A 24,776-nucleotide genomic window follows, 5' to 3' on the forward strand; every position below is an offset into this window, starting at 1 on the left:
GCCCTACAGCAGGATCACGCCCCACACGATCGCCACCATGCACAACGACACCAGCTGGGCAGCGCTGCCCATGTCCTTGGCGTTCTTCGACAACGGGTGGCGTTCGAGAGAAATGCGATCGATCGCCGCCTCCACCGCCGAATTGAACAGCTCGACGATCAGTCCAAGCAGGCACACCGCGATCATGATCGCCCGCTCCGCACGGCTTACCGGCAACCAGAATGCAACAGGCACCAGCACGACGTTGAGCAGCACCAACTGGCGGAACGCAGCCTCGCCCTTGAAGGCGGCGCGCAGCCCGTCCAGGGAATAGCCTGCGGCGTTGAGGATTCGTTTCAGGCCAGTCTGGCCCTTGAAAGGTGATGGCGTCATGAGGTTCGCTTAGCTACAAAAAGGCCGGCAGACTAGGCTGGCAAGGGTCAAAAAAGCGTGAAGCCACGTACAGTCAGGTGCTGGCAACCGTTTCAAGTTGTTGCAGCAACAAAGCGGCCTGGGTGCGCGTGCGCACGCCCAGTTTGCGGAAAATGGCCGTCACATGGGCCTTGATGGTAGCTTCGGACACACTCAGCTCGTAGGCGATCTGCTTGTTCAGCAAGCCCTCGCAGACCATGGTCAGCACCCGAAACTGCTGCGGCGTGAGGCTAGCGAGGCCTTCGCTGGCAGCCTTCGCTTCGGCAGGCACATCGACCTTCTCGAACGCCTGCGGTGGCCACCACACGTCGCCATCGAGCACTTTGCGCACCGCATCCTGAATCACTTCAAGGGTGCTCGATTTGGGAATGAACCCGCTGGCGCCGAACTCGCGGGACTTGACCACGACCGCAGCCTCCTCCTGCGCCGAAACCATCACCACCGGTATCTGCGGGTACTGCCCGCGCAGCAGGACCAATCCGGAAAAACCATAGGCACCCGGCATGTTCAGGTCCAGCAGCACCAGGTCCCAGTCTGCCTTCTCGCTCAGGCGGTTTTCCAGCTCGGCGATACTTGCCACTTCCACCAGGCGCACGTCCGGGCCCATGCCCAGGGTTACGGCCTGGCGCAGTGCACCGCGAAACAGCGGGTGGTCATCGGCAATCAGGATTTCATATGTGGCCATCGATCTAAGGATCCTGTTCTGTACCAAGGGCCCGTCGACACGGGCACGTTGGCGGGAATCGGCGCCAAGGATGCCGAGCGGCAACGGCAAAGGTCAAGCCAGCCTGCCAGTCGTTCAACCCGCCTCGGCGGCATGCCGGCCATTATGAACCAAAGCCGGTAGGCTGCCCCTTGGACTATAGAAAGGTATGCAGGCGCTGGTGAACAGCATCCTGCTCATCCAGAGGCAGGCGACGCTTGCCACTGAGGTAGTGCAAGCTGAAGACGTCCAGATAGGCATCCAGTGCCTGTGAGGCGAGGTGGTCCCCAGCCAGGTCCAGGCACATGGCGGCTACTTCCGCCGTGCAGAAGTGGTCATCGCGCCGCGAGCGGCGCAGGCGGTAGCGCGACATCTGCTCGGGCTGCAGGCTCAGCACCGGAAAACGCTCCAGGTACGGACTTTTGCGGAACATCTTGCGCGCCTCGGTCCAGGTGGCGTCGAGCAGGATGAACAATGGCCGCTTCTCAGGCGAGCGCACCACGTCCGTCACGACGCGCTCCGGCGCCACGAATTCACCCGGGAACACGATGTACGGTTGCCATTGCGGGTCATCGAGCAACGCCAGCAAGCCTTCGTCCACCGAGGTGCGCAGCCAGCCGAAGGCTGATGTGTCTTCGATCAGGTCAGCGATGAGCCAGCCGGTGTTGGTTGGCTTGAGCGGCTCGGTATCGTGCATCAACAGGCAGATGCCCGACTCGGCACTGACACTGGGCTTCCAGTCACACAGGCAATGCGTGGCGATGACCCGGCAGCCCGGGCAACGCTCGGCACGTGAGCCGCGTGCGACGAAGGGTTTGTTGCTGCGTGCCAGGCGTTCGGCGCGCAGCCGTGCGACGGCATGACTCATGCCGGCACGCGGTGCAGAAGAGAGGTGGCAGTCACAGCAATTGCTCGATTGAAAACGGCCGGCAGTTTACCAGAATGCTGGCCAGTTGCTGTGCAGACGACCAGTGCGCCCCTATACTCGCGATTTCAAGCGCCATACGGGCGGCAGCGATTACGGAACGCCGCCTGTCCTTGCCTGTCCAAGCGCCAGTCACCGAACCAGGAGAGATCCATGCTGCGCCTTATCGCCCCCGCCCTGAGCTTGCTGCTCGCATTGCCACTTGCAGCCCAGGCGGCTTCCAAGCAGGACTATGACCTGAACACGATGCTGCAGAAGGTTGCCAAGGAAAGCAGCGTCGGCACACCCCGCGCCATCAACGAAGACATTCTCGACCAAGGCTATACCGTCGAAGGCAAGGCCCTGATCAATCACCTCAGCGTACGCGCCGACCATGCTGCGCGCATGCAGGCCAACCCTGAGCAGGTGCGTAGCCAGTTGGGCGACAGCGTTTGCCGCAACAGTGGGTTCCGCAACCTGATGTCCAAGGGCGCAGTGATGGTGTACCGCTTCACGGTCTACAAGACCAATCAGCCGTTGATGGATCAGGCCTTCGACAGCGCCAGCTGCGTTGCCGGTAACAAGAAGAAGTAAATCTTCGACTACCGCTCAAGCCCCGTCCGGGCGCCCTCATGCGCCCGACGCCCTGATATGGGCTGGGCGTGACCGGTGCTAAAGGGCTAGATTGATAAGGTGCAGAAGGAGAAGTTGCATGCCCTATCAATCGAATGACCTGCTTTCCAGCCACTTCCGCGATCATGACATCGACCTGAGCTACATCGACGCGCAACTCGAACGCGTGGCCCCCGATAGCCCCAACCTGCCCCTCTATCGCGACATGATGCTGACGGTCCTGCGCATGGCCCATGACGATGCCGACCGCTGGAGCACCAAGATCACCCTGCAAGCACTGCGCGAACTCGACCAGTCCTTTCGCGCACTGCGTCGCCACAAGCATCGCCGCAAGGTCACCGTCTTCGGCTCGGCGCGTACGCCGCTGGAGCACCCCATGTATGCCCTGGCCCGTGAGCTGGGTGCTGCGCTGGCCCGCTCGGACCTGATGGTCATCACCGGGGGTGGTGGCGGTATCATGGCCGCCGCCCATGAAGGTTCAGGCGCCGACAACAGCCTTGGCTTCAACATCACCCTGCCCTTCGAGCAACATGCCAACCCAACGATAGACGGCACCGACAAGCTGCTGTCGTTTCACTTCTTTTTCATTCGCAAGTTGTTTTTCGTCAAGGAAGCGGACGCGCTGGTGTTGTGCCCCGGAGGGTTCGGTACGCTCGATGAGGCACTGGAAGTGCTGACGCTTATCCAGACAGGCAAGAGCCCGCTGGTACCGGTGGTGCTGTTGGACTCGCCGCAGGGTACTTTCTGGCAGGACTGCCTGACGTTCATTCGCCATCAGTTGCAGGACAACCGCTACATCCTCCCAGGCGACCTCAAACTGCTGCGCCTGGTGCACAGTGCTGACGAAGCTGTCGAGGAAATCAATCAGTTTTACCGAAACTACCACTCCAGCCGCTGGCTGAAACGCCAGTTCGTCCTGCGCATGCACCGGCCACTCACGCCCGAAGCGTTGCACGCAATTGGCGAGCGGTTTAGTGATCTCTGCCTGAGCGGCAGCTTCGAGCAAACGCCTGACAGCAATGTCGAAAACGAGACCGGGGATTTTGGGCACCTGACACGCCTGAGCTTCGCTTTTACCGGCCGTGATCAAGGCCGACTGCGAGAGCTGGTGGACTTCATCAATCTGCCGCAACATTGGGCTGTTGCGCCACCGACCTGCCTTGAACAGCGTTTGCCGGACCTATCCTAGGCGCAGGCTGTGCGCTCAGTCGTCCCAGCCTCGACCACTAAGCAGCCTGCCAATCATGTCCATGGGGAAACCGCGATAGGCGAGGAAACGCATTTGCTGCGCACGCGCCTTGGGGTCTTCAGGGCGTTGCCCGGCATATTTGCGCTGCCATACTTCAAACAGCCGCTCGCCCCAGTCAATTTGACTCTCGCGAAGCGCCGCGTCGATATCACCACGCGCCAAGCCGCGCTGCCCGAGCTCCTCACGGATTCGGGCAGGGCCATAACCTGAACTGGATCGATAGCGAATGAAGCTTTCCAGATAACGAGCTTCACTCAGCAAGCCTTCGTCGCTCAGCCGATCGAGCTCAGGCTCGATCAGCGTCTGCAACGCCCCGCGCTGAAGTAACTTGCGGGTCAATTCCACGCGACCATGCTCACGTCGCGCAAGCAGGTCCATGGCTGCCCGCCGAATGGCGACGGGAGTGTCGAGTACGGCAGGCATGTTCGGCTACGGTCGCGTGATCAATAGCCAGCTTCGGCTTCGGCCACGTCACCCGCATCGGCCTGTGCGGCTGCAGCCTTGGCAGCAGCGGCTACAGCACCGGCATTGAGCAGCTTGTCGCGGATCTGCTTCTCGATTTCGCTACCGATAGCGGGATTCTCATGCAGGTACTTGGCAGCATTCGCCTTGCCCTGACCGATCTTGTTGCCTTGGTAGCTGTACCAGGCACCCGATTTCTCGACCAGGCCCTGAGACACGCCCAGGTCGATGATTTCACCGTTACGGTAGATACCCTTTCCGTACAGAATCTGGAATTCCGCTTGACGGAATGGTGGCGCCACCTTGTTCTTGACGATCTTGACGCGGGTTTCACTACCCACCACCTCGTCGCCTTCCTTGACTGCACCGGTGCGGCGGATGTCCAGGCGAACCGAGGCATAGAACTTCAGTGCGTTGCCGCCGGTGGTGGTTTCCGGGCTACCGAACATCACGCCGATCTTCATACGGATCTGGTTGATGAAGATAACCAGGCAGTTGGCGTTCTTGATGTTACCGGTGATCTTGCGCAGCGCCTGGGACATCAGACGAGCCTGCAAGCCCACGTGCATGTCACCCATTTCGCCTTCGATTTCAGCCTTGGGTACCAGCGCCGCCACGGAGTCGACGATGATGACGTCGACCGCATTGGACCGTACCAACATGTCGGTAATTTCCAGCGCCTGCTCACCCGTGTCAGGCTGCGAAACCAGCAGGTCGTCTACGTTGACGCCCAGTTTGCCAGCGTACTCCGGATCAAGAGCATGCTCGGCATCGACGAACGCACAGGTGGCGCCACTTTTCTGGGCTTCGGCGATGACCGAGAGCGTGAGCGTGGTTTTACCTGACGATTCCGGGCCGTAGATTTCGACGATACGGCCTTTTGGCAGACCGCCGATACCCAGCGCGATGTCCAGCCCCAGAGAGCCAGTGGAAATGGAAGGGATGGCTTGGCGCTCATGGTCGCCCATGCGCATGACCGCGCCCTTACCGAATTGACGTTCGATTTGACCCAGGGCCGCAGCCAAGGCGCGCTTCTTGTTGTCGTCCATTGAAATCCTCACGTGTTCGACTTGGCCCTGATGGCCGGATAACTGTATAAGTAGCCAGTATTATTCCACAGGCGAGCGTTCGAGCAAACCCCCGATTTCGATTTAACCGATGCCAAGCTGTAACAAGCCTTCTAAGGCGGCGATGACGGTCTGGCGCCGCACGGCCTCGCGGTCGCCGTCGAACTGACGACGCTCGCTGACGACCTGCTGGCCATCGCTCCAGGCCAACCATACAGTCCCCACGGGCTTGTCGGCCGAACCGCCGCCGGGGCCGGCCACTCCGCTGACCGCCACGGCAAAGCGGGCGCCGCTGGCCAGCTGCGCGCCCTTGACCATGGCCTCGACCACCTCCTGACTTACGGCGCCCACCTGCCCGAACAACGCTTCGGGCACCCCGAGCTGACGCGTTTTTTGCCGGTTGGAATAGGTCACGTAGCCGGCTTCGAACCAGGCCGAGCTGCCGGCAATCCGGGTAATGGCCTCGGCAATGCCGCCGCCGGTACAGGATTCGGCGGTGCTCACATGCGCCCCCAGGCGTTGAAGGTGGTCACCCAGGCGAGTGGCGAGTGTGGTAATCGGGTCCATGCGAGGGCTCCTTGTAGACTGACTACTACCCTATCACCCCAATAGAGAAGCTTGCCCGGCAAACGTTCAGGTTTTCCAAGCCCCTGGCGCGGCACCCATGGTGGGCAGGCACGGCGTTCGGCGCCTGCATCGCACCGAAAAAGCCTGTACCATTGCCGGTTTACCCTTGCCAACCAGACCACCCGCTGTAAGGCCGACCATGTCCGATCTCTCCGCACATACCCCAATGATGCAGCAGTACTGGAAGCTGAAAAACCAGCATCCGGACCAGCTGATGTTCTATCGCATGGGCGACTTCTACGAGATCTTCTATGAAGATGCGAAAAAGGCCGCCAGCCTGCTGGACATCACCCTGACCGCGCGCGGTCAGTCCGCCGGCCAGTCCATTCCCATGTGCGGGGTGCCGTTTCATTCCCTCGAGGGTTACCTGGCCAAGCTGGTCAAGCTGGGCGAATCGGTGGTCATCTGCGAGCAGATCGGCGACCCGGCCACCAGCAAGGGGCCGGTCGAGCGCCAGGTCGTGCGCATCATCACGCCAGGTACCGTCAGCGACGAAGCGCTGCTCGATGAGCGCCGTGACAACCTGATCGCAGCACTGCTGGGCGACGAGCGCCTGTTTGGCCTGGCCGTGCTCGACATCACCAGCGGTCACTTCGGCGTCCAGGAGATCAAAGGCTGGGAAACCCTGCTGGCTGAACTGGACCGCCTCAACCCGGTCGAGCTGCTCATCCCGGATGACTGGCCACGCGACCTGCCTGCCGAGAAACGCCCCGGTGCGCGTCGCCGAGCGCCCTGGGACTTTGACCGCGACTCGGCGCGCAAAGCGCTCTGCCAACAATTTGCCACCAAGGACCTCAAGGGCTTTGGCTGTGACAAGCTGACCCTGGCCATCGGCGCCGCCGGCTGCCTGCTGGCCTATGCCAAGGAAACCCAGCGCACGGCCCTGCCGCACTTGCGCAGCCTGCGTCACGAGCGCCTGGACGACACCGTCATCCTCGACGGGGCCAGCCGTCGCAACCTGGAGCTGGACGTCAACCTGGCAGGTGGGCGTGACAATACCCTGCAATCGGTCGTCGATCGCTGCCAGACGGCCATGGCCAGCCGCCTGCTGAGCCGCTGGCTGAACCGTCCGCTGCGCGACCTCAAGGTCATACAGGCCCGCCAGGATTCGATCCGCTGCCTGCTCGACAGCTACCGGTTCGAAAAGCTGCAACCCCAGCTCAAGGAAATCGGCGATATCGAGCGCATCCTGGCCCGTATCGGCTTGCGCAACGCCCGCCCACGCGACCTGGCGCGGTTGCGGGACGCACTGGGCGCCCTGCCCGAGCTGCAGAATGCAATGACCGAACTCGAGGCGCCGCACCTGGCACGCCTGGCCGCGATCACCGGCACCTACCCGGAGCTGGCCAGCCTGCTGGAGCGTGCGGTGGTCGACAACCCGCCTGCCGTGATCCGTGATGGAGGCGTGCTCAAGACCGGCTACGACAGCGAGCTCGACGAGCTACTGGCCATCAGCGAGAACGCCGGGCAGTTCCTGATCGACCTCGAGGCGCGTGAGAAGGCGCGCACCGGCCTTGCCAACCTCAAGGTCGGCTACAACCGTGTGCATGGCTATTTCATCGAGCTGCCTTCCAAGCAGGCCGAGCAGGCGCCGGTCGACTACATCCGCCGGCAGACCCTCAAGGGCGCCGAGCGTTTCATCACGCCGGAACTCAAGGCATTCGAGGACAAGGCGCTGTCGGCCAAGAGCCGCGCCCTGGCCCGGGAAAAGATGCTCTACGACGCGCTGCTCGAGACCCTGATCAGCCACTTGGCGCCACTGCAGGACAGTGCCGCCGCCCTGGCCGAACTGGACGTGCTCAGCAACCTGGCAGAGCGTGCCCTGAACCTGGACCTGAACTGCCCACGCTTCGTCGACGAGCCGTGCCTGCGCATCGAGCAGGGGCGTCACCCGGTGGTCGAGCAGGTGCTCACCACGCCGTTCGTGGCCAACGACCTGGGCCTGGACGACAGTACCCGGATGCTGATCATCACCGGGCCGAACATGGGTGGTAAGTCCACGTACATGCGCCAGACCGCACTGATCGTGCTGATGGCGCACATCGGCAGCTTCGTTCCAGCAGCGCGCTGCGAGCTGTCGGTGGTCGACCGCATCTTCACCCGCATTGGCTCGAGCGACGACCTGGCAGGCGGGCGCTCCACCTTCATGGTGGAAATGAGCGAAACCGCCAATATCCTGCACAACGCAACCGACCGCAGCCTGGTGCTGATGGACGAAGTAGGCCGCGGCACCAGTACCTTCGATGGCCTGTCGCTGGCCTGGGCAGCAGCCGAACGCCTGGCGCGCCTGCGGGCCTACACCTTGTTCGCTACCCACTATTTCGAACTGACCGTGTTGCCCGACAGTGAGCCGCTGGTGGCTAACGTGCACCTCAATGCAACGGAGCACAACGACCGTATCGTGTTCCTGCACCACGTGCTGCCAGGGCCTGCGAGCCAGAGCTATGGCCTGGCGGTTGCGCAACTGGCAGGTGTACCGGCGGTGGTCATCCAGCGCGCCCGTGAGCACCTGTCACGCCTGGAAACCACCAGCCTGCCGCACGACTCGACTCAGGTCACGAAAGCGCAGGATGCACCACAAGTGCCGCACCAGAGCGACCTGTTCGCCAGCCTGCCTCACCCAGCCATCGAGAAACTGGGCAAGCTGCAGCTTGATGACATGACACCGCGCCAAGCTATCGAAATGCTATATCAACTAAAGAACCTGTTATAACGGCAGCCATGACAAGCTGGTAGAATCCGCCGCGGTTTGCTGGTACTGCACGGTTATTAGCCTGGCCTGCAGCCAAAACCCGCAAACCGCGCGGCCCGAGAGGAAGGGCCGCCGCCGTCGCCTGAGGAGAGAACTAGAAATGACCTTCGTCGTCACCGACAACTGCATCAAATGCAAATACACCGACTGCGTGGAAGTCTGTCCGGTGGACTGCTTCTACGAAGGCCCGAACTTCCTGGTCATCCACCCGGATGAGTGCATCGACTGTGCACTGTGCGAACCAGAGTGCCCGGCACAAGCCATTTTCTCGGAAGACGAAGTGCCATCGGGCATGGAGAACTTCATCGAGTTGAACGCCGAACTGGCTGAAATCTGGCCCAACATCACCGAGCGCAAGGATGCCCTTCCTGATGCTGAGGAGTGGGACGGCAAGCCAGGCAAGATTGCCGACTTACAGCGTTAACGTCGCATGAAAAAACGAAAAGGCCCGCAAGGGCCTTTTTGTTTAGCGCGAAAAACCTGCATGCAGACGTGGCCGCCGCCACGCGGGTTCTGGCAGAGCTGTTCACAAGCGTCATGCAGTCTGGCGCTGGAATCGAAAAGCTCAGATCCTGAAAAAAAGGCAAAAAAAGGGGCGGTTTGACCCGCCCACATTTTTTTCCGTAGTCCCTGCTTGTCCTGTACATCGTCCTGATGAAATCGCTTCTTGCGATGTCCTTGGCGCTCTTCCTGAGTGCCTGTGCGTGTCCGTGTGCACAGTTCGAATACTAGCGATCTGAGCAGGATGTGCAACGCGTCCTCCTCACAGAATGTTGCGACCTACAAACTTTCACACATCTAAATACTTCAGCTTTTTCAATGACTTAAGAAAAGGTTGCTTTTGAAAACGACAATGATTTACCGCCACACCCTTCAAAGGCTTACGCAACGAGTAAGCAAAGGCTTACAGGCCGAACTGTCAGGGTGAGCACATCGCTGAGTACGCCTGTGAATCTGCAAACCGGGCCGAGCACCGCTCACCGCAGAGAACGGATCGACAGCACGGCTCCCCAAACCCCAAACGCAAAAACGCCCCTTTTTATCGGGGCGTTTCTGTACGCAGCGTAAGACCAGGGACTAACGAAAAAGCGATTCGCTGGATAAGCCGTTCTTTTCCAGAATCTCACGCAGGCGCTTGAGCCCCTCGACCTGTATCTGCCGCACCCGCTCGCGGGTCAGGCCGATTTCCAGACCGACGTCCTCCAACGTACTGCTTTCGTGTCCACGCAAGCCGAACCGACGCACCACCACTTCACGTTGCTTGTCGGTCAGCTCACCGAGCCACTGATCGATGCTCTGCGACAGGTCATCGTCCTGCAGCAACTCGAACGGGTCAGTGGGGCGATCATCCGTCAGGGTGTCGAGCAGCGTCTTGTCCGAGTCAGGGCCCAGAGACACGTCCACGGAGGACACCCGCTCGTTGAGACCCAGCATGCGCTTGACCTCGGCAACCGGCTTCTCCAGCAAGGCGGCGATCTCTTCGGGCGAAGGCTCGTGATCCAGCTTCTGGGTCAGTTCGCGCGCCGCGCGCAAGTAAACGTTGAGTTCCTTGACCACATGAATGGGGAGGCGAATGGTGCGGGTCTGGTTCATGATCGCCCGCTCGATGGTCTGCCGAATCCACCAGGTGGCATAGGTCGAGAAACGGAAGCCCCGCTCAGGATCGAACTTCTCCACTGCGCGAATCAGCCCAAGGTTGCCCTCCTCGATCAGATCGAGCAATGACAACCCCCGGTTCACGTAGCGGCGAGCGATTTTCACCACCAGGCGCAGATTGCTTTCGATCATGCGCTTGCGGCCGGCAGGGTCGCCCTTTTGCGACAAGCGCGCAAAATGCACTTCTTCTTCCGGCGAAAGCAGAGGCGAAAAGCCAATCTCGTTGAGGTACAACTGAGTCGCATCGAGGGCGCGGCTGTAATCGATGTACTTGTGTTGTTTAAGTGAAGAGCCTGATTTGGCCCTGGTCCGAACCGAAGGTACAGCAGGTTCGTCTGACACCACATCCGTTTCCAAAACGATGCCCGTCTCCATGAGGAGGACGTCATCGTCGATGTCAAACTCCGGCGCTTCTTTGCTGAGAGCCATTGTTATAGTCCTTTGCTGAGTTCGAACTCAGACTCAAGCGGCGCCTTTCTCCTTGGCAGCGCTGGAGCCTGTCCCCTCCATGTCAGCGGAACAGACCGGAAACAACAATCAACGGCGTGGCAGGAACTGGAGCGGATCGACGGGTTTGCCCTGACGGCGAATTTCGAAATGCAACTTCACCCGATCTGTGCCTGTAGACCCCATTTCAGCAATCGACTGCCCTGCCTTGACCTGCTGCCCCTCCCGTACCAAGAGCCTGCGGTTGTGGCCGTAGGCACTGACATAGGTATCGCTGTGCTTGATGATGATCAGCTCGCCGTAGCCCCTCAAACCACTCCCGGCGTACACCACTGATCCACTGGCCGCAGCAAAAACAGGCTGTCCCAAATCACCGGCGATATCAATGCCTTTATTCAAACTACCGTTTGAAGCAAATTTGCCGATCAAAACCCCATTCGCCGGCCAGGTCCAGCCACCGGCCGCACGTTCGGCGGCAGGCACGGTAGCGACTACCGGCGTGCTCGCCGAGCTGGATGTGGTGACGGTCTTGGTGGTCGTGGCAGGAGTAGAGGCCGTGGCACCTACAGGACGGCGGGTGACCGTGGTTCGGCTGGACGAGGACGGGCTGGCCACTACGGTGGTGCTGCCCGAGGCCCCGCTACTGAAGCGAATCGGCTGGCCAGGGCGAATGGTATACGGCGGGGCGATACCGTTGCGGGCCGCCAACTCCTTGTAGTCCCAGCCATAGCGAAACGCGATGGAGAACAGCGTATCGCCTGGCTTGACCACATACTGACCGGAGGTCACGGTAGGCCGTTTGGGCGCGCTGCTGTTGCGGTCGACGACACGCGCACTGTTGCTGCCGGAGCTCGAGCACCCCACCAACAGTGTGCCCATGGCCAGTACCAGCACCAGGAGCCTGAGACCCGAGCTGTCCTTGCGCTGCCGAAAGACTGTGTGACCCACCCGCGCTCCCCTCATGGTGCCGAAAACGTTTCAAGACATGAATGCAATATTGTTGCAATTATAACGAAGCTCGCCAGTCTTGGCAGGCGGCTGCAACACACTTGCGCAACGTGCGTGCACCGCCAGATAGACAGGTCGATCCTGCAAGAATTCGACGCAGGTGCAAAAATAGCCCGTCGATGCCCAGATGAATCAGGTTACCGGCCCATTGAGCAGAGGCACGAAGCGTACCGCCCCAAGCACACGGCGTGAAAACCCATGCTCTTCTCGGACGATGAGCATCAGCTGCTGCACTTCACCGGGTGAACCCACTGGAATCACCATCCGCCCGCCCGGCGCCAGTTGGTCGAGCAGCGCCTGGGGCACTTCCGAAGCAACGGCGGTCACGATGATGCCATTGTAGGGGGCCAGTGCCGGCCACCCCTCACACCCATCGCCCCAACGAAACACCACGTTGCGCAGGTTCAGCTCCACCAGGCGTTCCTTGGCGCGGTCCTGCAAGACCTTGATGCGCTCGACCGAGAACACCCGCTCGACCAGTTGCGCCAGCACGGCGGTCTGGTAGCCAGAACCGGTGCCGATCTCCAGGACTTTATCCAGCGGACCCGCCTCGAGCAGCAATTCGCTCATGTGCGCCACCATGAACGGTTGCGAGATGGTCTGGTTGTGGCCGATGGGCAGCGCGGTATCTTCATAGGCGCGATGGGCCAGTGCCTCGTCCACGAACAGATGGCGTGGCGTGCGGCGAATCACATCGAGCACCTGGGGGCTGGACACGCCCTCCTCGCACAGCCGCTGGATCAGACGCTCGCGGGTGCGCTGGGACGTCATGCCGATGCCCCGACGCAACATATCGTCCTCACGCATCAAAGCAAGCCCTCCAGCCAGCCATCGAGCTGCTCGAAAGCGTCGTTGAAGGTGCGGTCGAGCTGCAACGGGGTGATGGAAACGTAGCCTTGCATCACGGCATGGAAGTCAGTGCCCGGTCCGCCGTCCTCTGCATCGCCGGCGACTGCGATCCAGTAACCTTCCTTACCACGCGGGTTGACCACTTTGGTGGGTGCCGCGGCCCGCGCCCGATGGCCGAGTCGCGTCAGCTGGATGCCACGAATGCGCTCAAGCGGCAGGTTGGGTATGTTGACATTGAGCACGGTGCGCGGCGGCAGCGTCAGGCGCGACTGTGCCTCGACCAGGCGACGGGCGATATGAGCCGCGGCGGGAAGGTTGTCCGGTTGGCGCGAAAGCAGTGAGAACGCCAGCGACGTACCGCCCAGGAAACGACCCTCCAGCGCAGCGGCCACGGTGCCCGAGTACAGCACGTCATCGCCCAGGTTGGCCCCCAGGTTGATGCCCGACACGACCATGTCTGGCGTATACGGCAACAGCCCGTTGAGCCCCAGGTGCACGCAGTCGGTCGGCGTGCCATTGAGGCTGATGAAGCCGTTGGCCAGCGTCTGCGGATGCAGCGGCCGGTCCAACGTCAGCGAGCTGCCGGCGCCGCTCTTGTCTTGGTCAGGTGCAATGACCGCGCACTGCGCGTAATCGGCAAGCGCAGCGTGCAGCGCGGCGATGCCTGGTGCAGTCACACCGTCGTCGTTCGAAATCAGAATACGCATGGGCTGTCCGTCTGCCCTGCCGACACCAGATCCACCACCTCGCGCACCACGACGGTGGCGAAGCATCCGGCCGGAAGGACGAATTCCAGTTGCAGGATATCAGGCTCGGGATAATGCCACGTAAGGCCAGCAATAGGGAGCCGCAGAATACGCCGTTCGTGATCCATGCCCGCCTTTGCCAACCACTGGCACAGCGCGGGCTGGGCAGCACCGACCGAATTTTCCAATGCCCGGGTTCGACCGCTGGCTGGCGAATCGCCCTCGCCCCACAGGGGGCCTGTAGGGTGCAGGTCGAGAACGGCCAGGCGAGGATCAGCGCATTCAGCTTCAGCAGCCGGAAAAAAGCTGCGGCTGTCGGTGAATGCCAGCAGATCGCCCACTTGCGCACTGGCCCAGCTGCCATCGGCTACCCGTGCGGCCAGGACCTGGTTGAACAGGTAGCTGCGACCGGCTGAAAGCAGGCGCGAGCGAACGTTACGTTGCTCAGGCAAGGCCTGGCGCTCGGCCCAGGCCAGGGCGTCATGCACATTGCCGCCGGCATGCCCGAAGCGCTGGGTACCGAAGTAATTGGGCACGCCGTTCGCTTTGAGCTGGGCCAGGCGCGCGTCGACTGCCTGATGATCGGCTGCCAGCTGGGTCAGGCGCAGCGTGAAGCCATTGGACGAATGCGCGCCGCGCTGCAACTTGCGCTGGTGGCGCATCTGCTTGAGGACGCGCAGATTGGCATCCTCGGCCCGCGACAGGTCGGGGTCGGCCTTGCCCGGCAAATGCAGGCTGAACCACTGGCGGGTCAAGGCCTGGCGGTCCTTGAGCCCGGCGTAGCTGATCGCGCGCGCAGGCACCCCCGCGGCCCTTGCAAGCCGGCGGGCCGCTTCCTCGGTATTGAGCTCACGCTTTTCCACCCATAGCCACAGGTGCTCGCCCTGGCCAGACAGCGGGATATCAAGCACTTCGTCGACCTGAAAATCTTCGGCAACGGCCTTGAGCACAGCCGTACCGAGCGCTTGCCCCGATGCCTGTGGGCCCAACAGATCCAATTCGGTCATGCTGGCAGCAACAGGGCAACCGCATGCACGGCGATCCCCTCCTCGCGCCCGGCGAAGCCGAGCTTTTCGGTGGTGGTGGCCTTGACGTTGACCTGGTCCAGGCCCACTTTGAGGTCGTCGGCGATGCGCTGGCGCATGACCTCGATGTGGGGTGCCATCTTCGGCGCCTGGGCAATGATGGTGGCGTCGACGTTGCCGACTTGCCAGCCCTTGGCCCGAACGACATCCAGCACATGACGCAGCAGCACGCGGCTGTCGGCGCCCTTGAACTGCGGGTCGGTGTCGGGGAAGTGCTTGCCGATATCACCCAGCGCGGCGGCGCCGAGCAATGCGTCGCTCAGGGCATGCAGCAGCACGTCACCATCGGAATGGGCCAGCAGGCCGTACTTGTGGGGGATACGCACCCCGCCCAGGGTAATGAAATCACCGTCGCAAAACCGGTGCACATCGTAGCCGTGGCCAATACGCATAAGAAAACGCCCTGAATGAGTCAGGGCGTGATTCTACCTGCATTTGCAACGCCAAGGTGCAGAGCCGGCCAACGTCGCCGGCTGGCTGCCCTGCGGCTACACCCGGCCCAAAGCCACCGCGTGATGGCGCAGGTGTTCCTCGATGAAGCTGGCGATGAAGTAGTAGCTGTGATCGTAGCCCGGTTGCAGGCGCAGGGTCAGCTCATGACCGCCTTTGCGCGCAGCCTGCTCCAGGGCTTCGGGCTTGAGCTGCTTTTCGAGGAAGTCGTCGCGATCGCCCTGGTCCACCAGCAACGCAGGGCACTGCCCCGACGGGGTTTCGGCCAGCAACACGCTGGCATCCCACTCACGCCAGCGCGTGCGCTCTTCACCCAGGTAGCGGCTGAAGGCCTTTTCGCCCCAAGGGCAATCCATCGGGTTGCAGATCGGCGAAAACGCCGACACCGAGCGATAGCGGCCTGGGTTGCGCAATGCGCAGACCAGGGCGCCGTGCCCGCCCATGGAATGCCCACTGATGCTGCGCTCGCCGGAGGCCGGGAAATGCGCCTCGATCAGGGCTGGCAGCTCCTGCACCACGTAATCGTGCATGCGGTAGTGCTGAGCCCAGGGTTGCTGCGTGGCATTTAGGTAGAAGCCAGCACCCAGGCCAAAGTCCCAGGCACCGTCGGGATCACCGGGTACCTGCTCGCCGCGAGGGCTGGTATCGGGCGCCACGATGATCAGCCCCAGCTCTGCGGCCAGGCGCTGGGCGCCGGCTTTCTGCATGAAGTTCTCGTCGTTGCAGGTCAACCCGCTGAGCCAGTACAGGACCGGCAGCTTTTCGCCCTGCTCGGCCTGGGGTGGCAGGTAGACGGCGAAGACCATGTCGCAACCCAGCACCTTGGAGGTGTGGCGGTAACGCTTGTGCCAGCCGCCGAAGCTCTTCTGGCAGGAAATATTGTCCAGGGTCATGGCAAGCCTCAGAAGTGGATGACGCTGCGAATGCTCTTGCCTTCGTGCATCAGGTCGAAGGCCTTGTTGATGTCCTCCAGGCCCATGGTGTGGGTGATGAAGGTATCCAGCGGAATCTCGCCCTTCTCGGACATTTCCACGTAGCTAGGCAGTTCGCTGCGGCCACGCACGCCGCCGAACGCCGAACCGCGCCAGACGCGTCCGGTGACCAGTTGGAATGGCCGGGTGGCGATTTCCTGACCGGCGCCAGCGACACCGATGATGACCGACTCGCCCCAGCCCTTGTGGCAGCACTCCAGGGCCGCACGCATCAGTTGCACGTTGCCGATGCACTCGAAGGAGAAGTCCACGCCGCCGTCGGTAAGGTCGACGATCACTTCCTGGATGGGGCGATCGTACTCCTTGGGGTTGATGCAATCGGTAGCGCCCAGCTGGCGAGCGATTTCGAACTTGGCCGGGTTGATGTCGATGGCGATGATGCGCGAAGCCTTGGCCTTGACTGCACCAATGATGGCCGACAGGCCGATGCCGCCCAGGCCGAAGACGGCGACGGTATCACCCGGCTGCACCTTGGCGGTGTTCAGCACGGCGCCAATACCCGTGGTCACGCCGCAACCCAGCAGGCAGACCTTCTCCAGCGGCGCTTCTTTCTGGATCTTGGCCACCGAGATTTCCGGCAATACGGTGTATTCGGAGAACGTCGAGGTGCCCATGTAGTGGAACAGCTGCTGACCCTTGTAGGAGAAGCGCGTGGTGCCGTCGGGCATCAGACCCTTGCCCTGGGTGGCACGGATGGCCTGGCACAGGTTGGTCTTGCCAGACAGGCAGAATTTGCACTTGCCACACTCGGGCGTGTACAGCGGAATCACATGATCACCCACCGCCACCGAGGTCACGCCCTCGCCCACGGCTTCGACGATGGCACCGCCTTCGTGGCCCAGGATGGACGGGAAGATGCCTTCGGGGTCAGCACCGGACAAGGTATAGGCATCGGTGTGGCACACGCCGCTGGCGACCACGCGCAGCAATACCTCGCCAGCCTTGGGCATGGCCACATCGACTTCAACGATTTCCAAGGGTTTCTTGGCTTCGAATGCTACGGCAGCGCGGGACTTGATCATCGCAGGGGCTCCAGACAGGTCAATGAAATCGGCAGACAGTGTAATTCACCCGCAATTGCTGAATAATCGGGTGAAAGACAAAACATTATTGCTGTGCAGGGATAATCATGAGCAACCGCTGGGAGGGCATCGATGAGTTCGTGGCGGTGGCCGAATTGGGGCAGTTTACGGCGGCGGCTGAACGGCTGGGCGTATCCTCGTCCCATGTGAGCCGGCAGATAGCGCGCCTGGAAGAACGCGTGCAGACACGTTTGCTGTACCGCAGCACGCGAAGGGTTACGCTCAGCGAGGCCGGTCAGACGTTCCTGCAGCACTGCCAGCGCCTGCAGGATGGGCGTGAGGAAGCGCTGCGGGCAATGGGCGACCTGGCCAGCGAGCCCAAGGGGCTGCTGCGCATGACGTGCGCCGTGGCCTACGGCGAGCGCTTCATCGTGCCGCTGGTGACCCGTTTCATGGCGTTGTACCCGCAGTTGAGGGTGGACGTCGAACTGAGCAACCAGACCCTGGACCTGCTGCACGAAGGCATGGACCTGGCCATCCGCCTCGGTCGCCTGGCCGACTCGCGCCTGATCGCGACGCGCCTTGCGCCCCGGCGCATGTACGTGTGCGCCTCGCCGGGCTACCTGGCGCGCTATGGCAGGCCCCACAGCCTGTCGGAACTGGCCAGGCACAACTGCCTGATAGGCAGCTCGGATGTATGGGCATTGCAAATGGAGGGGCGTGAAATCAGCCAGCGTGTTCAGGGCAACTGGCGGTGCAACAGCGGCCAGGCGGTGCTGGATGCGGCGCTCCAGGGCATCGGTTTATGCCAACTGCCGGATTACTACGTGCTCGAACACCTGCACAGCGGCGCATTGGTCCCGCTGCTGCAAGTCCACCAACCGCCCAATACGGCGGTATGGGCCTTGTACCCGCAACAGCGGCATTTGTCGCCCAAAGTGCGGCGCCTGGTGGACTATCTGAAAGAGGGCTTGGCAGGTCTGCCTGAGTACCGGGCATGACCGGCGCTCATTCAGAATGGCGGGTGCTGGGAGCCTGACTCAATCACCGGGGAGTTGAACGGGGCCCTGTCAACGCCGCCCATTCCAGCGTTGGCGCAGCCACTCCAGGTCTTCGGGGCGCGTAACCTTGAGGTTGTCACTGCGGCCTTCGATCAGCCGTGGCGACTGACCGGACCATTCGATGGCCGACGCCTCATCGGTCACCACCACATCCGAGACCAGACACTCGGCCAGCGCCCGATGCAGCGCCCCTAAACGGAACATCTGCGGCGTATAGGCTTGCCAGATGGTGCTGCGGTCAACCGTGGCGCTGACGCGCCCATGGCCGTCGGATTTTTTGAGCGTATCGCGAGCAGGTACCGCCAACAGGCCGCCCACCGGATCATCTGCCAATTCGGCCAGCAGCTTGTCCAGGTCACTGCGTGCCAGGTTGGGCCGCGCCGCATCGTGCACCAACACCCAGTCATCATCTTGCGCGCCCTGAGCGTGCAACAGCAGCAAGGCATTGAGTACCGAGTCAGCACGCTCGCGCCCCCCGGCAGCCCGGCGGATGCGCGGGTCGCTGGCGCACCCAAGGCCGGGCCAGTAAGGGTCATGTTCAGCGATGCTGACCACGACCCCCTTGAGGGCGGGGTGATCGAGAAAACACGCCAGGCTGTGCTCGATGATGGTCTGCCCCGCCAACGCCAGGTATTGCTTGGGGCGATCGGCAGCCATGCGGGCGCCCACTCCCGCCGCAGGGATCACGGCCCAGAAGGCCGGCAAGCGCTCACTCATTTCTGTGGCAACTGAAAGAGGGTTTCGCCTTCCTTGACCATGCCAAGCTCGTGGCGGGCACGTTCTTCGACGGTTTCCATGCCTTTTTTCAACTCCAGTACTTCGGCGTCGAGCACACGGTTACGCTCCAGCAGCCGCTCGTTCTCGGCATGCTGCTCGTCAATCTGCTGCTTGAGCTCGGCCACCTGCGCCAGGCTGCCATTGCCTACCCACAAACGGTATTGCAGGCCGCCCAGCAGCAGAAGCAGGACCAGGAACAACCAATAAGGACTGCGCATCAAGATATCCAGGTTGAAAGACCCTGTTGGTTCAGGATCTCAGATAGCACGAAGCCTGGCCGAGGCCAGGCTTCTCAAACAGAAACCCGATGGAACGTAGGAAGTTACGGTACGAACGTTCCTACAGCTCCGGCTGCTGTCTTTTTACCATCTCTTGCTTAGCCGCGAAACTCGGTACGGCCACGGTAAACCGCCTTGGCACCCAGTTGCTCTTCGATGCGCAGCAATTGGTTGTACTTCGACACGCGGTCGGAGCGGCACAGCGAACCCGTCTTGATCTGACCGGCCGCAGTACCCACAGCCAGGTCGGCGATGGTGGAGTCTTCGGTTTCACCCGAGCGGTGGGAGATCACGGCGGTGTAACCGGCAGCCTTGGCCATCTGGATGGCTTCCAGGGTCTCGGTCAGCGAGCCGATCTGGTTGAACTTGATCAGAATCGAGTTACCGATGCCCTTCTCGATGCCTTCCTTGAGGATCTTGGTATTGGTCACGAACAGGTCGTCACCGACCAGTTGCACCTTCTCGCCGATCTTGTCAGTGAGGATCTTCCAGCCAGCCCAATCGGACTCGTCCAGGCCATCTTCGATCGAAATGATCGGGAAGCGCTCGGTCAGGCCTTTGAGATAGTCGGCAAAGCCTTCGGCGTCGAACGACTTGCCTTCGCCGGACAGGTTGTACTTGCCGTTCTCATAAAACTCAGAGGCGGCGCAGTCCAGGGCCAGGGTCACGTCGGTGCCCAGTTTGTAGCCGGCTTTCTCGACGGCTTCGGCGATGGCGCCAAGGGCGTCTTCGTTGGAGGCCAGGTTAGGGGCGAAACCGCCTTCGTCACCGACGGCGGTGTTCAGGCCACGGGCCTTGAGCACGGCCTTGAGGTGATGGAAGATCTCGGTCCCCATGCGCAGGCCGTCGGAGAAGGTCTTGGCGCCCACTGGCTGAACCATGAACTCCTGGATATCGACGTTGTTGTCGGCATGCTCGCCACCGTTGATGATGTTCATCATCGGTACCGGCATCGAGTACTGGCCTGGAGTGCCGTTGAGGTTGGCAATGTGGGCGTACAGGGGCAGGTCCTGATCCTGGGCTGCCGCTTTGGCAGCCGCCAGGGACACGGCCAGGATGGCGTTGGCGCCCAGCTTGGCCTTGTTCTCGGTACCGTCCAGCTCGATCATGGCGTGGTCCAGGGCCTTCTGGTCGGAAGGGTCCTTGCCCAGCAGCAGGTCGCGGATTGGGCCATTGATGTTGGCGACAGCCTTCAGCACACCCTTGCCCAAGTAACGGCTCTTGTCGCCATCACGCAGCTCCAGCGCTTCGCGCGAGCCGGTGGAAGCACCGGACGGCGCGCAGGCGCTGCCGATGATGCCGTTGTCGAGCAGTACATCGGCTTCCACGGTGGGGTTGCCACGTGAATCGAGAACTTCACGACCTTTGATGTCGACGATTTTTGCCATTGTTGTAAGCACTCCAGAATTGACGAAAACAACGCAGCTTAGAAAATTCTTGCCGTTCACCGGACGAGGATGCAGAGGCAGGCCCGGCGAAGGGAGCCCCTGACCGAGTGGTCAGGGGTGAATCGGACGGTACTTTACCCGAGAAAAGTGCTTTACGCGGTTTCTACCGTCGGAAAACTTTTCACCAGGTCATCCAGTTGCTTGAGCTGAGCCAGGAACGGCTCCAGCTTGTCCAGGCGCAAGGCACACGGGCCGTCGCACTTGGCGTTGTCCGGATCGGGGTGAGCTTCGAGGAACAACCCTGCCAGCCCCTGGCTCATGCCGGCCTTGGCCAGGTCGGTCACCTGAGCGCGGCGCCCGCCTGCGGAGTCGGCACGACCACCCGGCATCTGCAGGGCATGGGTCACGTCGAAGAACACCGGGTACTCGAACTGCTTCATGACACCGAAGCCGAGCATGTCCACGACCAGGTTGTTGTAACCGAAGCTCGAACCACGCTCGCACAGGATCAATTGGTCATTACCGGCTTCCTCGCACTTGGTCAGGATATGTTTCATCTCCTGGGGTGCGAGGAACTGCGCCTTCTTGATATTGATCACCGCGCCGGTCTTGGCCATCGCCACCACCAGGTCGGTCTGGCGCGACAGGAAAGCCGGCAACTGGATGATGTCGCAGACCTTGGCCACCGGCTCGGCCTGGTAAGGCTCGTGCACATCGGTGATCACCGGCACGTTGAAGGTGCGCTTGATCTCCTCGAAGATCTTCAGGCCCTCTTCCAGGCCAGGGCCGCGGTAGGAAGTGACCGAGGACCGATTGGCCTTGTCGAAGCTGGCCTTGAACACATACGGGATACCGAGCTTTTCGGTAACCCGCACGTATTCTTCGCACACCTTCATGGCCAGGTCGCGGGACTCCAGAACGTTCATGCCACCGAACAGGACGAATGGCTTGTCGTTGGCGATATCGATGTGACCGACGCGGATGATCTTCTGGGGCATGGGTCAGGCCTTGTTCTTCTGGGCGAGCGCTGCCTTGACGAAGCCACTGAACAGCGGGTGGCCATCGCGTGGGGTGGAGGTGAACTCCGGGTGGAACTGGCAGGCGACGAACCACGGGTGGTCCTTGGACTCCACCACCTCGACCAGGGCACCGTCTTCGGAACGACCGGAAACCACCAGGCCTGCGTCCACCAGCTGCGGCAGCAGGTTGTTGTTCACCTCGTAGCGGTGACGGTGACGCTCGGTGATGATGTCCTTGCCATAGCATGCATGCACGTTGGAACCGGCAGCCAGCTGGCAGTCCTGGGCGCCCAGGCGCATGGTGCCGCCCAGGTCCGACGCCTCGCTACGGGTTTCGACCGCGCCGGTGGCATCGGCCCACTCGGTGATCAGGCCGACGACCGGGTGGCCGCTGTCGCGATCGAACTCGGTGGAGTTGGCGTCGCTCCAGCCCATCACGTTACGGGCGAACTCGATGACCGCCACTTGCATGCCCAGGCAGATACCCAGGTACGGCACCTTGTTCTCACGGGCGTATTGCACCGCCGTGATCTTGCCTTCGACACCGCGCAGGCCGAAACCACCGGGTACCAGGATGGCATCGGCGCCCTGGAGCAGGCTGGTGCCCTGGTTCTCGATGTCTTCGGAATCGATGTAGCGCAGGTTGACCTTGGTGCGGTTGGTGATGCCCGCGTGGCTCATCGCTTCGATCAGCGACTTGTACGCATCGAGCAGCTCCATGTACTTGCCGACCATGGCGATGGTGACTTCATGCTCCGGGTTGAGCTTGGCGTCGACCACCTTGTCCCACTCGGACAGGTCGGCACTGCTGCACTGCAGGCCGAAACGCTCGACGACGAAGTCGTCCAGACCCTGGGCGTGCAAGACACCTGGAATCTTGTAGATGGTGTCGACGTCTTCCAGCGAAATCACCGCGCGCTCTTCAACGTTGGTGAACAACGCGATCTTGCGGCGCGACGATGCATCGACAGGGTGGTCGGAGCGGCAGATCAGCACGTCAGGCTGCAGGCCGATGGAGCGCAGCTCCTTGACCGAGTGCTGGGTCGGCTTGGTCTTGGTTTCACCGGCGGTGGCGATGTAAGGCACCAGCGTCAGGTGCATCAGCATCGCGCGCTTGGAACCCACTTCCACGCGCAGTTGGCGAATGGCTTCGAGGAACGGCTGGGACTCGATGTCGCCCACGGTGCCGCCGATCTCGACCAGGGCCACGTCGGCATCGCCTGCACCCTTGATGATGCGGCGCTTGATTTCATCGGTGATGTGCGGGATGACCTGGATGGTCGCGCCCAGGTAGTCACCACGGCGTTCCTTGCGCAGCACGTGCTCGTAGACGCGGCCGGTGGTGAAGTTGTTGTTCTGGGTCATGGTGGTGCGGATGAACCGCTCGTAGTGGCCCAGGTCCAGGTCGGTCTCGGCGCCATCCTGGGTGACGAATACTTCACCGTGCTGGAACGGGCTCATGGTGCCTGGGTCGACGTTGATGTACGGATCCAGCTTGAGCATGGTGACCTTCAGGCCCCGCGCCTCCAGGATGGCCGCCAGGGAAGCCGAGGCAATGCCTTTCCCCAATGAAGAAACAACACCGCCCGTGACGAATATGTAGCGCGTCATGAAAAACCCTAGAAGTCTGCGTTAAAGCGGCCAGCGCCGCCGGAGATAGCGAAGGAGGGCAAACGCCCCCGATCACCTGCGTCAATCACAGTGCATCTCGAAAAACTGCCGCGTGTGTACAGACCAGGGGTAACCCTGGCAGGGCGCTCGCTCGTCATTTCTAAGAATCAGCCCAGCAAAAAACTGCTTGGTAATCGGCAACTCCTGTGTTTTCGCGGAACCCACAGAAGCTGTATCAAGAAGGGAGGGTAGTCTACCCGAATGTACCCACTAGCTCAAACCTTGCGCGCGCGTCGGCAACTGCCAGTGCAGGTGGTAATCGCCCTGGGCCAGACTGGGCAGGTTGGCCACCGCCAGCAACCGCTCGCCTTGGTAGAGCAGAGGCAGGCGCATGCGCAAAAAATGCGGCACTTGCAGCTCATTGAGCAAGCGCTTGAGATCACGCCGCCCGCGTCCTGGGATGTCCAGCCACTCCCCGCCCTGACGGTAGCCGATACGCAGGCCCGTCAGCGAGCCTGCGCCAACAAGTCGCACACTGCCGTTGCCCGGCAAAGCCAACGGCTCATCGGCGTTTTCCCAAGCCATGGCCTGACGCGGCGTTTGCAACCAGTCGCCGCTCAGCCACCAGATGCGCCCTTGGCTGCGCACCAGTTGGCCATCGCTCAGTTGCCACACAGGGCAGGCATCGCCAGCGGCGTCGCGCAGGTCCGCCCAGCCGGCCCAGTGGCGCGTGTCGGGCAAGCGGGTTCGGTGGCTGAGCCAATACTGCAACGCATTGCGTTGGCGTGCAGGTGAAAGCGCGAGCAGGCCGGCCAGGTCCAGCGAATCGAGTCCAGGCCAAACAGCAGGGGCATTTTGGCGTACCGGCGCCAGGTCGCTCTCGGCCAGCTCGTCCAGCAGGCTCAGGGCTTCGCCCAGGTGGTCGGCGGCACGGGCCAGGCTCTGCCCGGCGTGCGGCCAGCGCTGCCGAAGGGACGGCAGAACCTCCCTGCGCAGATAGTTGCGGGCAAACCGGGTGTCGGCATTCGAAGGGTCCTCGACCCAGCCCAACGCGTGCGCCTGTGCATAGTGTTGCAACTGTCGCCGGGAGCAACCGAGCAAAGGCCTGACCAGCCTGCCCTGCCCCAGCGCCCGCTCCCTCGGCATCGCCGCCAGGCCGCGCAACCCCGCGCCCCGCAGCAGGCGAAACAGCAGCGTTTCAGCCTGGTCGTCGCGGTGCTGGCCAGTGAACAGCATGTCATCTGCCGCCAATACCCGCTCGAAGGCGGCGTAACGGGCATGGCGGGCAGCCTGCTCCAGGCTCGGGCCCGGGGCGACGTCGACCTCGATGACCTGCAGCTCGATGCCCAGGTCATCGCAGACGCGTTGGCAATGGGCAGGCCACGCCTGCGCGATCGGTTGCAGGCCATGCTGGATGTGAATCGCGCGCAGCGGCGGTGCACGATGGCTGCGGGCGTAGGTGGCGAGCCAGTGCAGCAGAACGGTGGAGTCCAGGCCGCCAGAGAGGGCGACGTACCAGGTGCGGGCGCAAAGCCAGGGGGCGGGATCAATCATCAAGGCTTCCATCAACCTGAGTGAC

The 24,776-nt window shown here is 62.0% G+C and carries 25 protein-coding genes; 5 read left to right on the top strand and 20 right to left on the bottom strand.

Going from position 1 to position 24,776, the window contains the following annotated elements; translation table 11 throughout:
* Positions 1-3 precede the first annotated feature (3 nt).
* The 3 genes from B2S33_RS14070 to B2S33_RS14080 all read right to left on the bottom strand — a co-directional run bounded on the left by B2S33_RS14070 (position 4) and on the right by B2S33_RS14080 (position 1,982).
* On the bottom strand, positions 4-372 hold the full coding sequence (locus B2S33_RS14070) for a diacylglycerol kinase (RefSeq protein ID WP_027913901.1): 369 nt from the start codon (positions 370-372) through the stop codon (positions 4-6).
* A 73-nt stretch (positions 373-445) separates the two neighbouring features.
* Positions 446-1,096, bottom strand: a complete 651-nt coding sequence (gene erdR, locus B2S33_RS14075) for a response regulator transcription factor ErdR (RefSeq protein WP_288650526.1) — start codon at positions 1,094-1,096, stop codon at positions 446-448.
* 175 nt (positions 1,097-1,271) lie between these two features.
* Positions 1,272-1,982, bottom strand: coding sequence for a tRNA-uridine aminocarboxypropyltransferase (locus B2S33_RS14080; protein WP_059183695.1), 711 nt, complete (start codon positions 1,980-1,982; stop codon positions 1,272-1,274).
* A gap of 210 nt (positions 1,983-2,192) precedes the next feature.
* On the opposite strand from B2S33_RS14080, the gene B2S33_RS14085 reads away from it, so the two are divergent.
* Positions 2,193-2,612 (top strand): quorum-sensing-regulated virulence factor family protein, encoded by a 420-nt coding sequence (locus B2S33_RS14085; protein ID WP_027913898.1) that lies wholly within the window; start codon positions 2,193-2,195, stop codon positions 2,610-2,612.
* Between the two features lie 118 nt (positions 2,613-2,730).
* Positions 2,731-3,840 (top strand): TIGR00730 family Rossman fold protein, encoded by a 1,110-nt coding sequence (locus tag B2S33_RS14090; RefSeq protein WP_049695539.1) that lies wholly within the window; start codon positions 2,731-2,733, stop codon positions 3,838-3,840.
* Positions 3,841-3,855: 15 nt separating this feature from the next.
* Here the strand turns inward: B2S33_RS14090 and recX are convergent, their stop codons facing one another.
* The 3 genes from recX to B2S33_RS14105 form a co-directional block, all read right to left on the bottom strand.
* Positions 3,856-4,323, bottom strand: coding sequence for a recombination regulator RecX (gene recX / locus B2S33_RS14095; RefSeq protein ID WP_027913897.1), 468 nt, complete (start codon positions 4,321-4,323; stop codon positions 3,856-3,858).
* A 20-nt stretch (positions 4,324-4,343) separates the two neighbouring features.
* Positions 4,344-5,411, bottom strand: coding sequence for a recombinase RecA (gene recA / locus B2S33_RS14100; protein ID WP_023534161.1), 1,068 nt, complete (start codon positions 5,409-5,411; stop codon positions 4,344-4,346).
* Between the two features lie 102 nt (positions 5,412-5,513).
* On the bottom strand, positions 5,514-5,996 hold the full coding sequence (locus B2S33_RS14105) for a CinA family protein (protein WP_027913896.1): 483 nt from the start codon (positions 5,994-5,996) through the stop codon (positions 5,514-5,516).
* 199 nt (positions 5,997-6,195) lie between these two features.
* Here B2S33_RS14105 and mutS point away from each other — a divergent pair, with 199 nt between their 5' ends.
* Entirely contained in the window at positions 6,196-8,769 is a 2,574-nt protein-coding gene (mutS, locus tag B2S33_RS14110; RefSeq protein WP_023534160.1) for a DNA mismatch repair protein MutS, read from the top strand.
* Between the two features lie 139 nt (positions 8,770-8,908).
* Positions 8,909-9,232 carry a ferredoxin FdxA gene (fdxA, locus tag B2S33_RS14115; RefSeq protein ID WP_023534129.1) on the top strand — a complete coding sequence of 108 codons (324 nt, stop codon included), beginning with the start codon at positions 8,909-8,911 and terminating at the stop codon, positions 9,230-9,232.
* A gap of 653 nt (positions 9,233-9,885) precedes the next feature.
* Here fdxA and rpoS read toward each other — a convergent pair.
* From rpoS to B2S33_RS14155, 8 genes are all read right to left on the bottom strand, one after another.
* Positions 9,886-10,893 (bottom strand): RNA polymerase sigma factor RpoS, encoded by a 1,008-nt coding sequence (rpoS, locus tag B2S33_RS14120; RefSeq protein ID WP_023534146.1) that lies wholly within the window; start codon positions 10,891-10,893, stop codon positions 9,886-9,888.
* Between the two features lie 108 nt (positions 10,894-11,001).
* A complete protein-coding gene (locus tag B2S33_RS14125; protein WP_027913895.1) occupies positions 11,002-11,859 on the bottom strand; it encodes a peptidoglycan DD-metalloendopeptidase family protein in 858 nt (285 codons plus the stop codon).
* Positions 11,860-12,051: 192 nt separating this feature from the next.
* Positions 12,052-12,690 (bottom strand): protein-L-isoaspartate(D-aspartate) O-methyltransferase, encoded by a 639-nt coding sequence (locus B2S33_RS14130; protein ID WP_161780410.1) that lies wholly within the window; start codon positions 12,688-12,690, stop codon positions 12,052-12,054.
* A gap of 35 nt (positions 12,691-12,725) precedes the next feature.
* Complete coding sequence (gene surE / locus B2S33_RS14135) at positions 12,726-13,475, bottom strand: 5'/3'-nucleotidase SurE (RefSeq protein ID WP_033694933.1); 750 nt, start codon at positions 13,473-13,475, stop codon at positions 12,726-12,728.
* Complete coding sequence (truD, locus tag B2S33_RS14140) at positions 13,463-14,521, bottom strand: tRNA pseudouridine(13) synthase TruD (protein WP_028686878.1); 1,059 nt, start codon at positions 14,519-14,521, stop codon at positions 13,463-13,465. The genes surE and truD overlap by 13 nt, the downstream gene beginning before the upstream one ends.
* Positions 14,518-14,991 carry a 2-C-methyl-D-erythritol 2,4-cyclodiphosphate synthase gene (gene ispF / locus B2S33_RS14145; RefSeq protein ID WP_027913891.1) on the bottom strand — a complete coding sequence of 158 codons (474 nt, stop codon included), beginning with the start codon at positions 14,989-14,991 and terminating at the stop codon, positions 14,518-14,520. The genes truD and ispF overlap by 4 nt, the downstream gene beginning before the upstream one ends.
* A 96-nt stretch (positions 14,992-15,087) precedes the next feature.
* Positions 15,088-15,942, bottom strand: coding sequence for an S-formylglutathione hydrolase (gene fghA / locus B2S33_RS14150; protein ID WP_028686879.1), 855 nt, complete (start codon positions 15,940-15,942; stop codon positions 15,088-15,090).
* An 8-nt stretch (positions 15,943-15,950) separates the two neighbouring features.
* On the bottom strand, positions 15,951-17,063 hold the full coding sequence (locus B2S33_RS14155) for an S-(hydroxymethyl)glutathione dehydrogenase/class III alcohol dehydrogenase (RefSeq protein WP_023534027.1): 1,113 nt from the start codon (positions 17,061-17,063) through the stop codon (positions 15,951-15,953).
* Between the two features lie 107 nt (positions 17,064-17,170).
* On the opposite strand from B2S33_RS14155, the gene B2S33_RS14160 reads away from it, so the two are divergent.
* Positions 17,171-18,064, top strand: coding sequence for a LysR substrate-binding domain-containing protein (locus B2S33_RS14160; RefSeq protein WP_288650529.1), 894 nt, complete (start codon positions 17,171-17,173; stop codon positions 18,062-18,064).
* Between the two features lie 69 nt (positions 18,065-18,133).
* Here the strand turns inward: B2S33_RS14160 and ispD are convergent, their stop codons facing one another.
* From ispD to tilS, 6 genes are all read right to left on the bottom strand, one after another.
* Positions 18,134-18,841 (bottom strand): 2-C-methyl-D-erythritol 4-phosphate cytidylyltransferase, encoded by a 708-nt coding sequence (gene ispD, locus B2S33_RS14165; RefSeq protein ID WP_104926478.1) that lies wholly within the window; start codon positions 18,839-18,841, stop codon positions 18,134-18,136.
* On the bottom strand, positions 18,838-19,119 hold the full coding sequence (gene ftsB / locus B2S33_RS14170; protein ID WP_023534037.1) for a cell division protein FtsB: 282 nt from the start codon (positions 19,117-19,119) through the stop codon (positions 18,838-18,840). The genes ispD and ftsB overlap by 4 nt, the downstream gene beginning before the upstream one ends.
* Before the next feature lie 158 nt (positions 19,120-19,277).
* Positions 19,278-20,567 carry a phosphopyruvate hydratase gene (eno, locus tag B2S33_RS14175; protein ID WP_023534096.1) on the bottom strand — a complete coding sequence of 430 codons (1,290 nt, stop codon included), beginning with the start codon at positions 20,565-20,567 and terminating at the stop codon, positions 19,278-19,280.
* A 152-nt stretch (positions 20,568-20,719) separates the two neighbouring features.
* Positions 20,720-21,565: a 3-deoxy-8-phosphooctulonate synthase gene (gene kdsA / locus B2S33_RS14180; RefSeq protein WP_110607010.1), complete on the bottom strand. Its 846-nt coding sequence runs from the start codon at positions 21,563-21,565 to the stop codon at positions 20,720-20,722.
* 3 nt (positions 21,566-21,568) lie between these two features.
* Positions 21,569-23,197 carry a CTP synthase gene (locus B2S33_RS14185; RefSeq protein ID WP_049695534.1) on the bottom strand — a complete coding sequence of 543 codons (1,629 nt, stop codon included), beginning with the start codon at positions 23,195-23,197 and terminating at the stop codon, positions 21,569-21,571.
* A gap of 270 nt (positions 23,198-23,467) precedes the next feature.
* The gene (gene tilS, locus B2S33_RS14190; RefSeq protein WP_288650532.1) at positions 23,468-24,751 is read right to left on the bottom strand and encodes a tRNA lysidine(34) synthetase TilS; all 1,284 of its coding nucleotides are present in this window, start codon (positions 24,749-24,751) and stop codon (positions 23,468-23,470) included.
* Positions 24,752-24,776 lie beyond the last annotated feature (25 nt).

Origin of the sequence: Pseudomonas sp. UBA5568 (assembly GCF_002425525.1) — a bacterium.
Taxonomy (GTDB): domain Bacteria; phylum Pseudomonadota; class Gammaproteobacteria; order Pseudomonadales; family Pseudomonadaceae; genus Aquipseudomonas; species Aquipseudomonas fulva.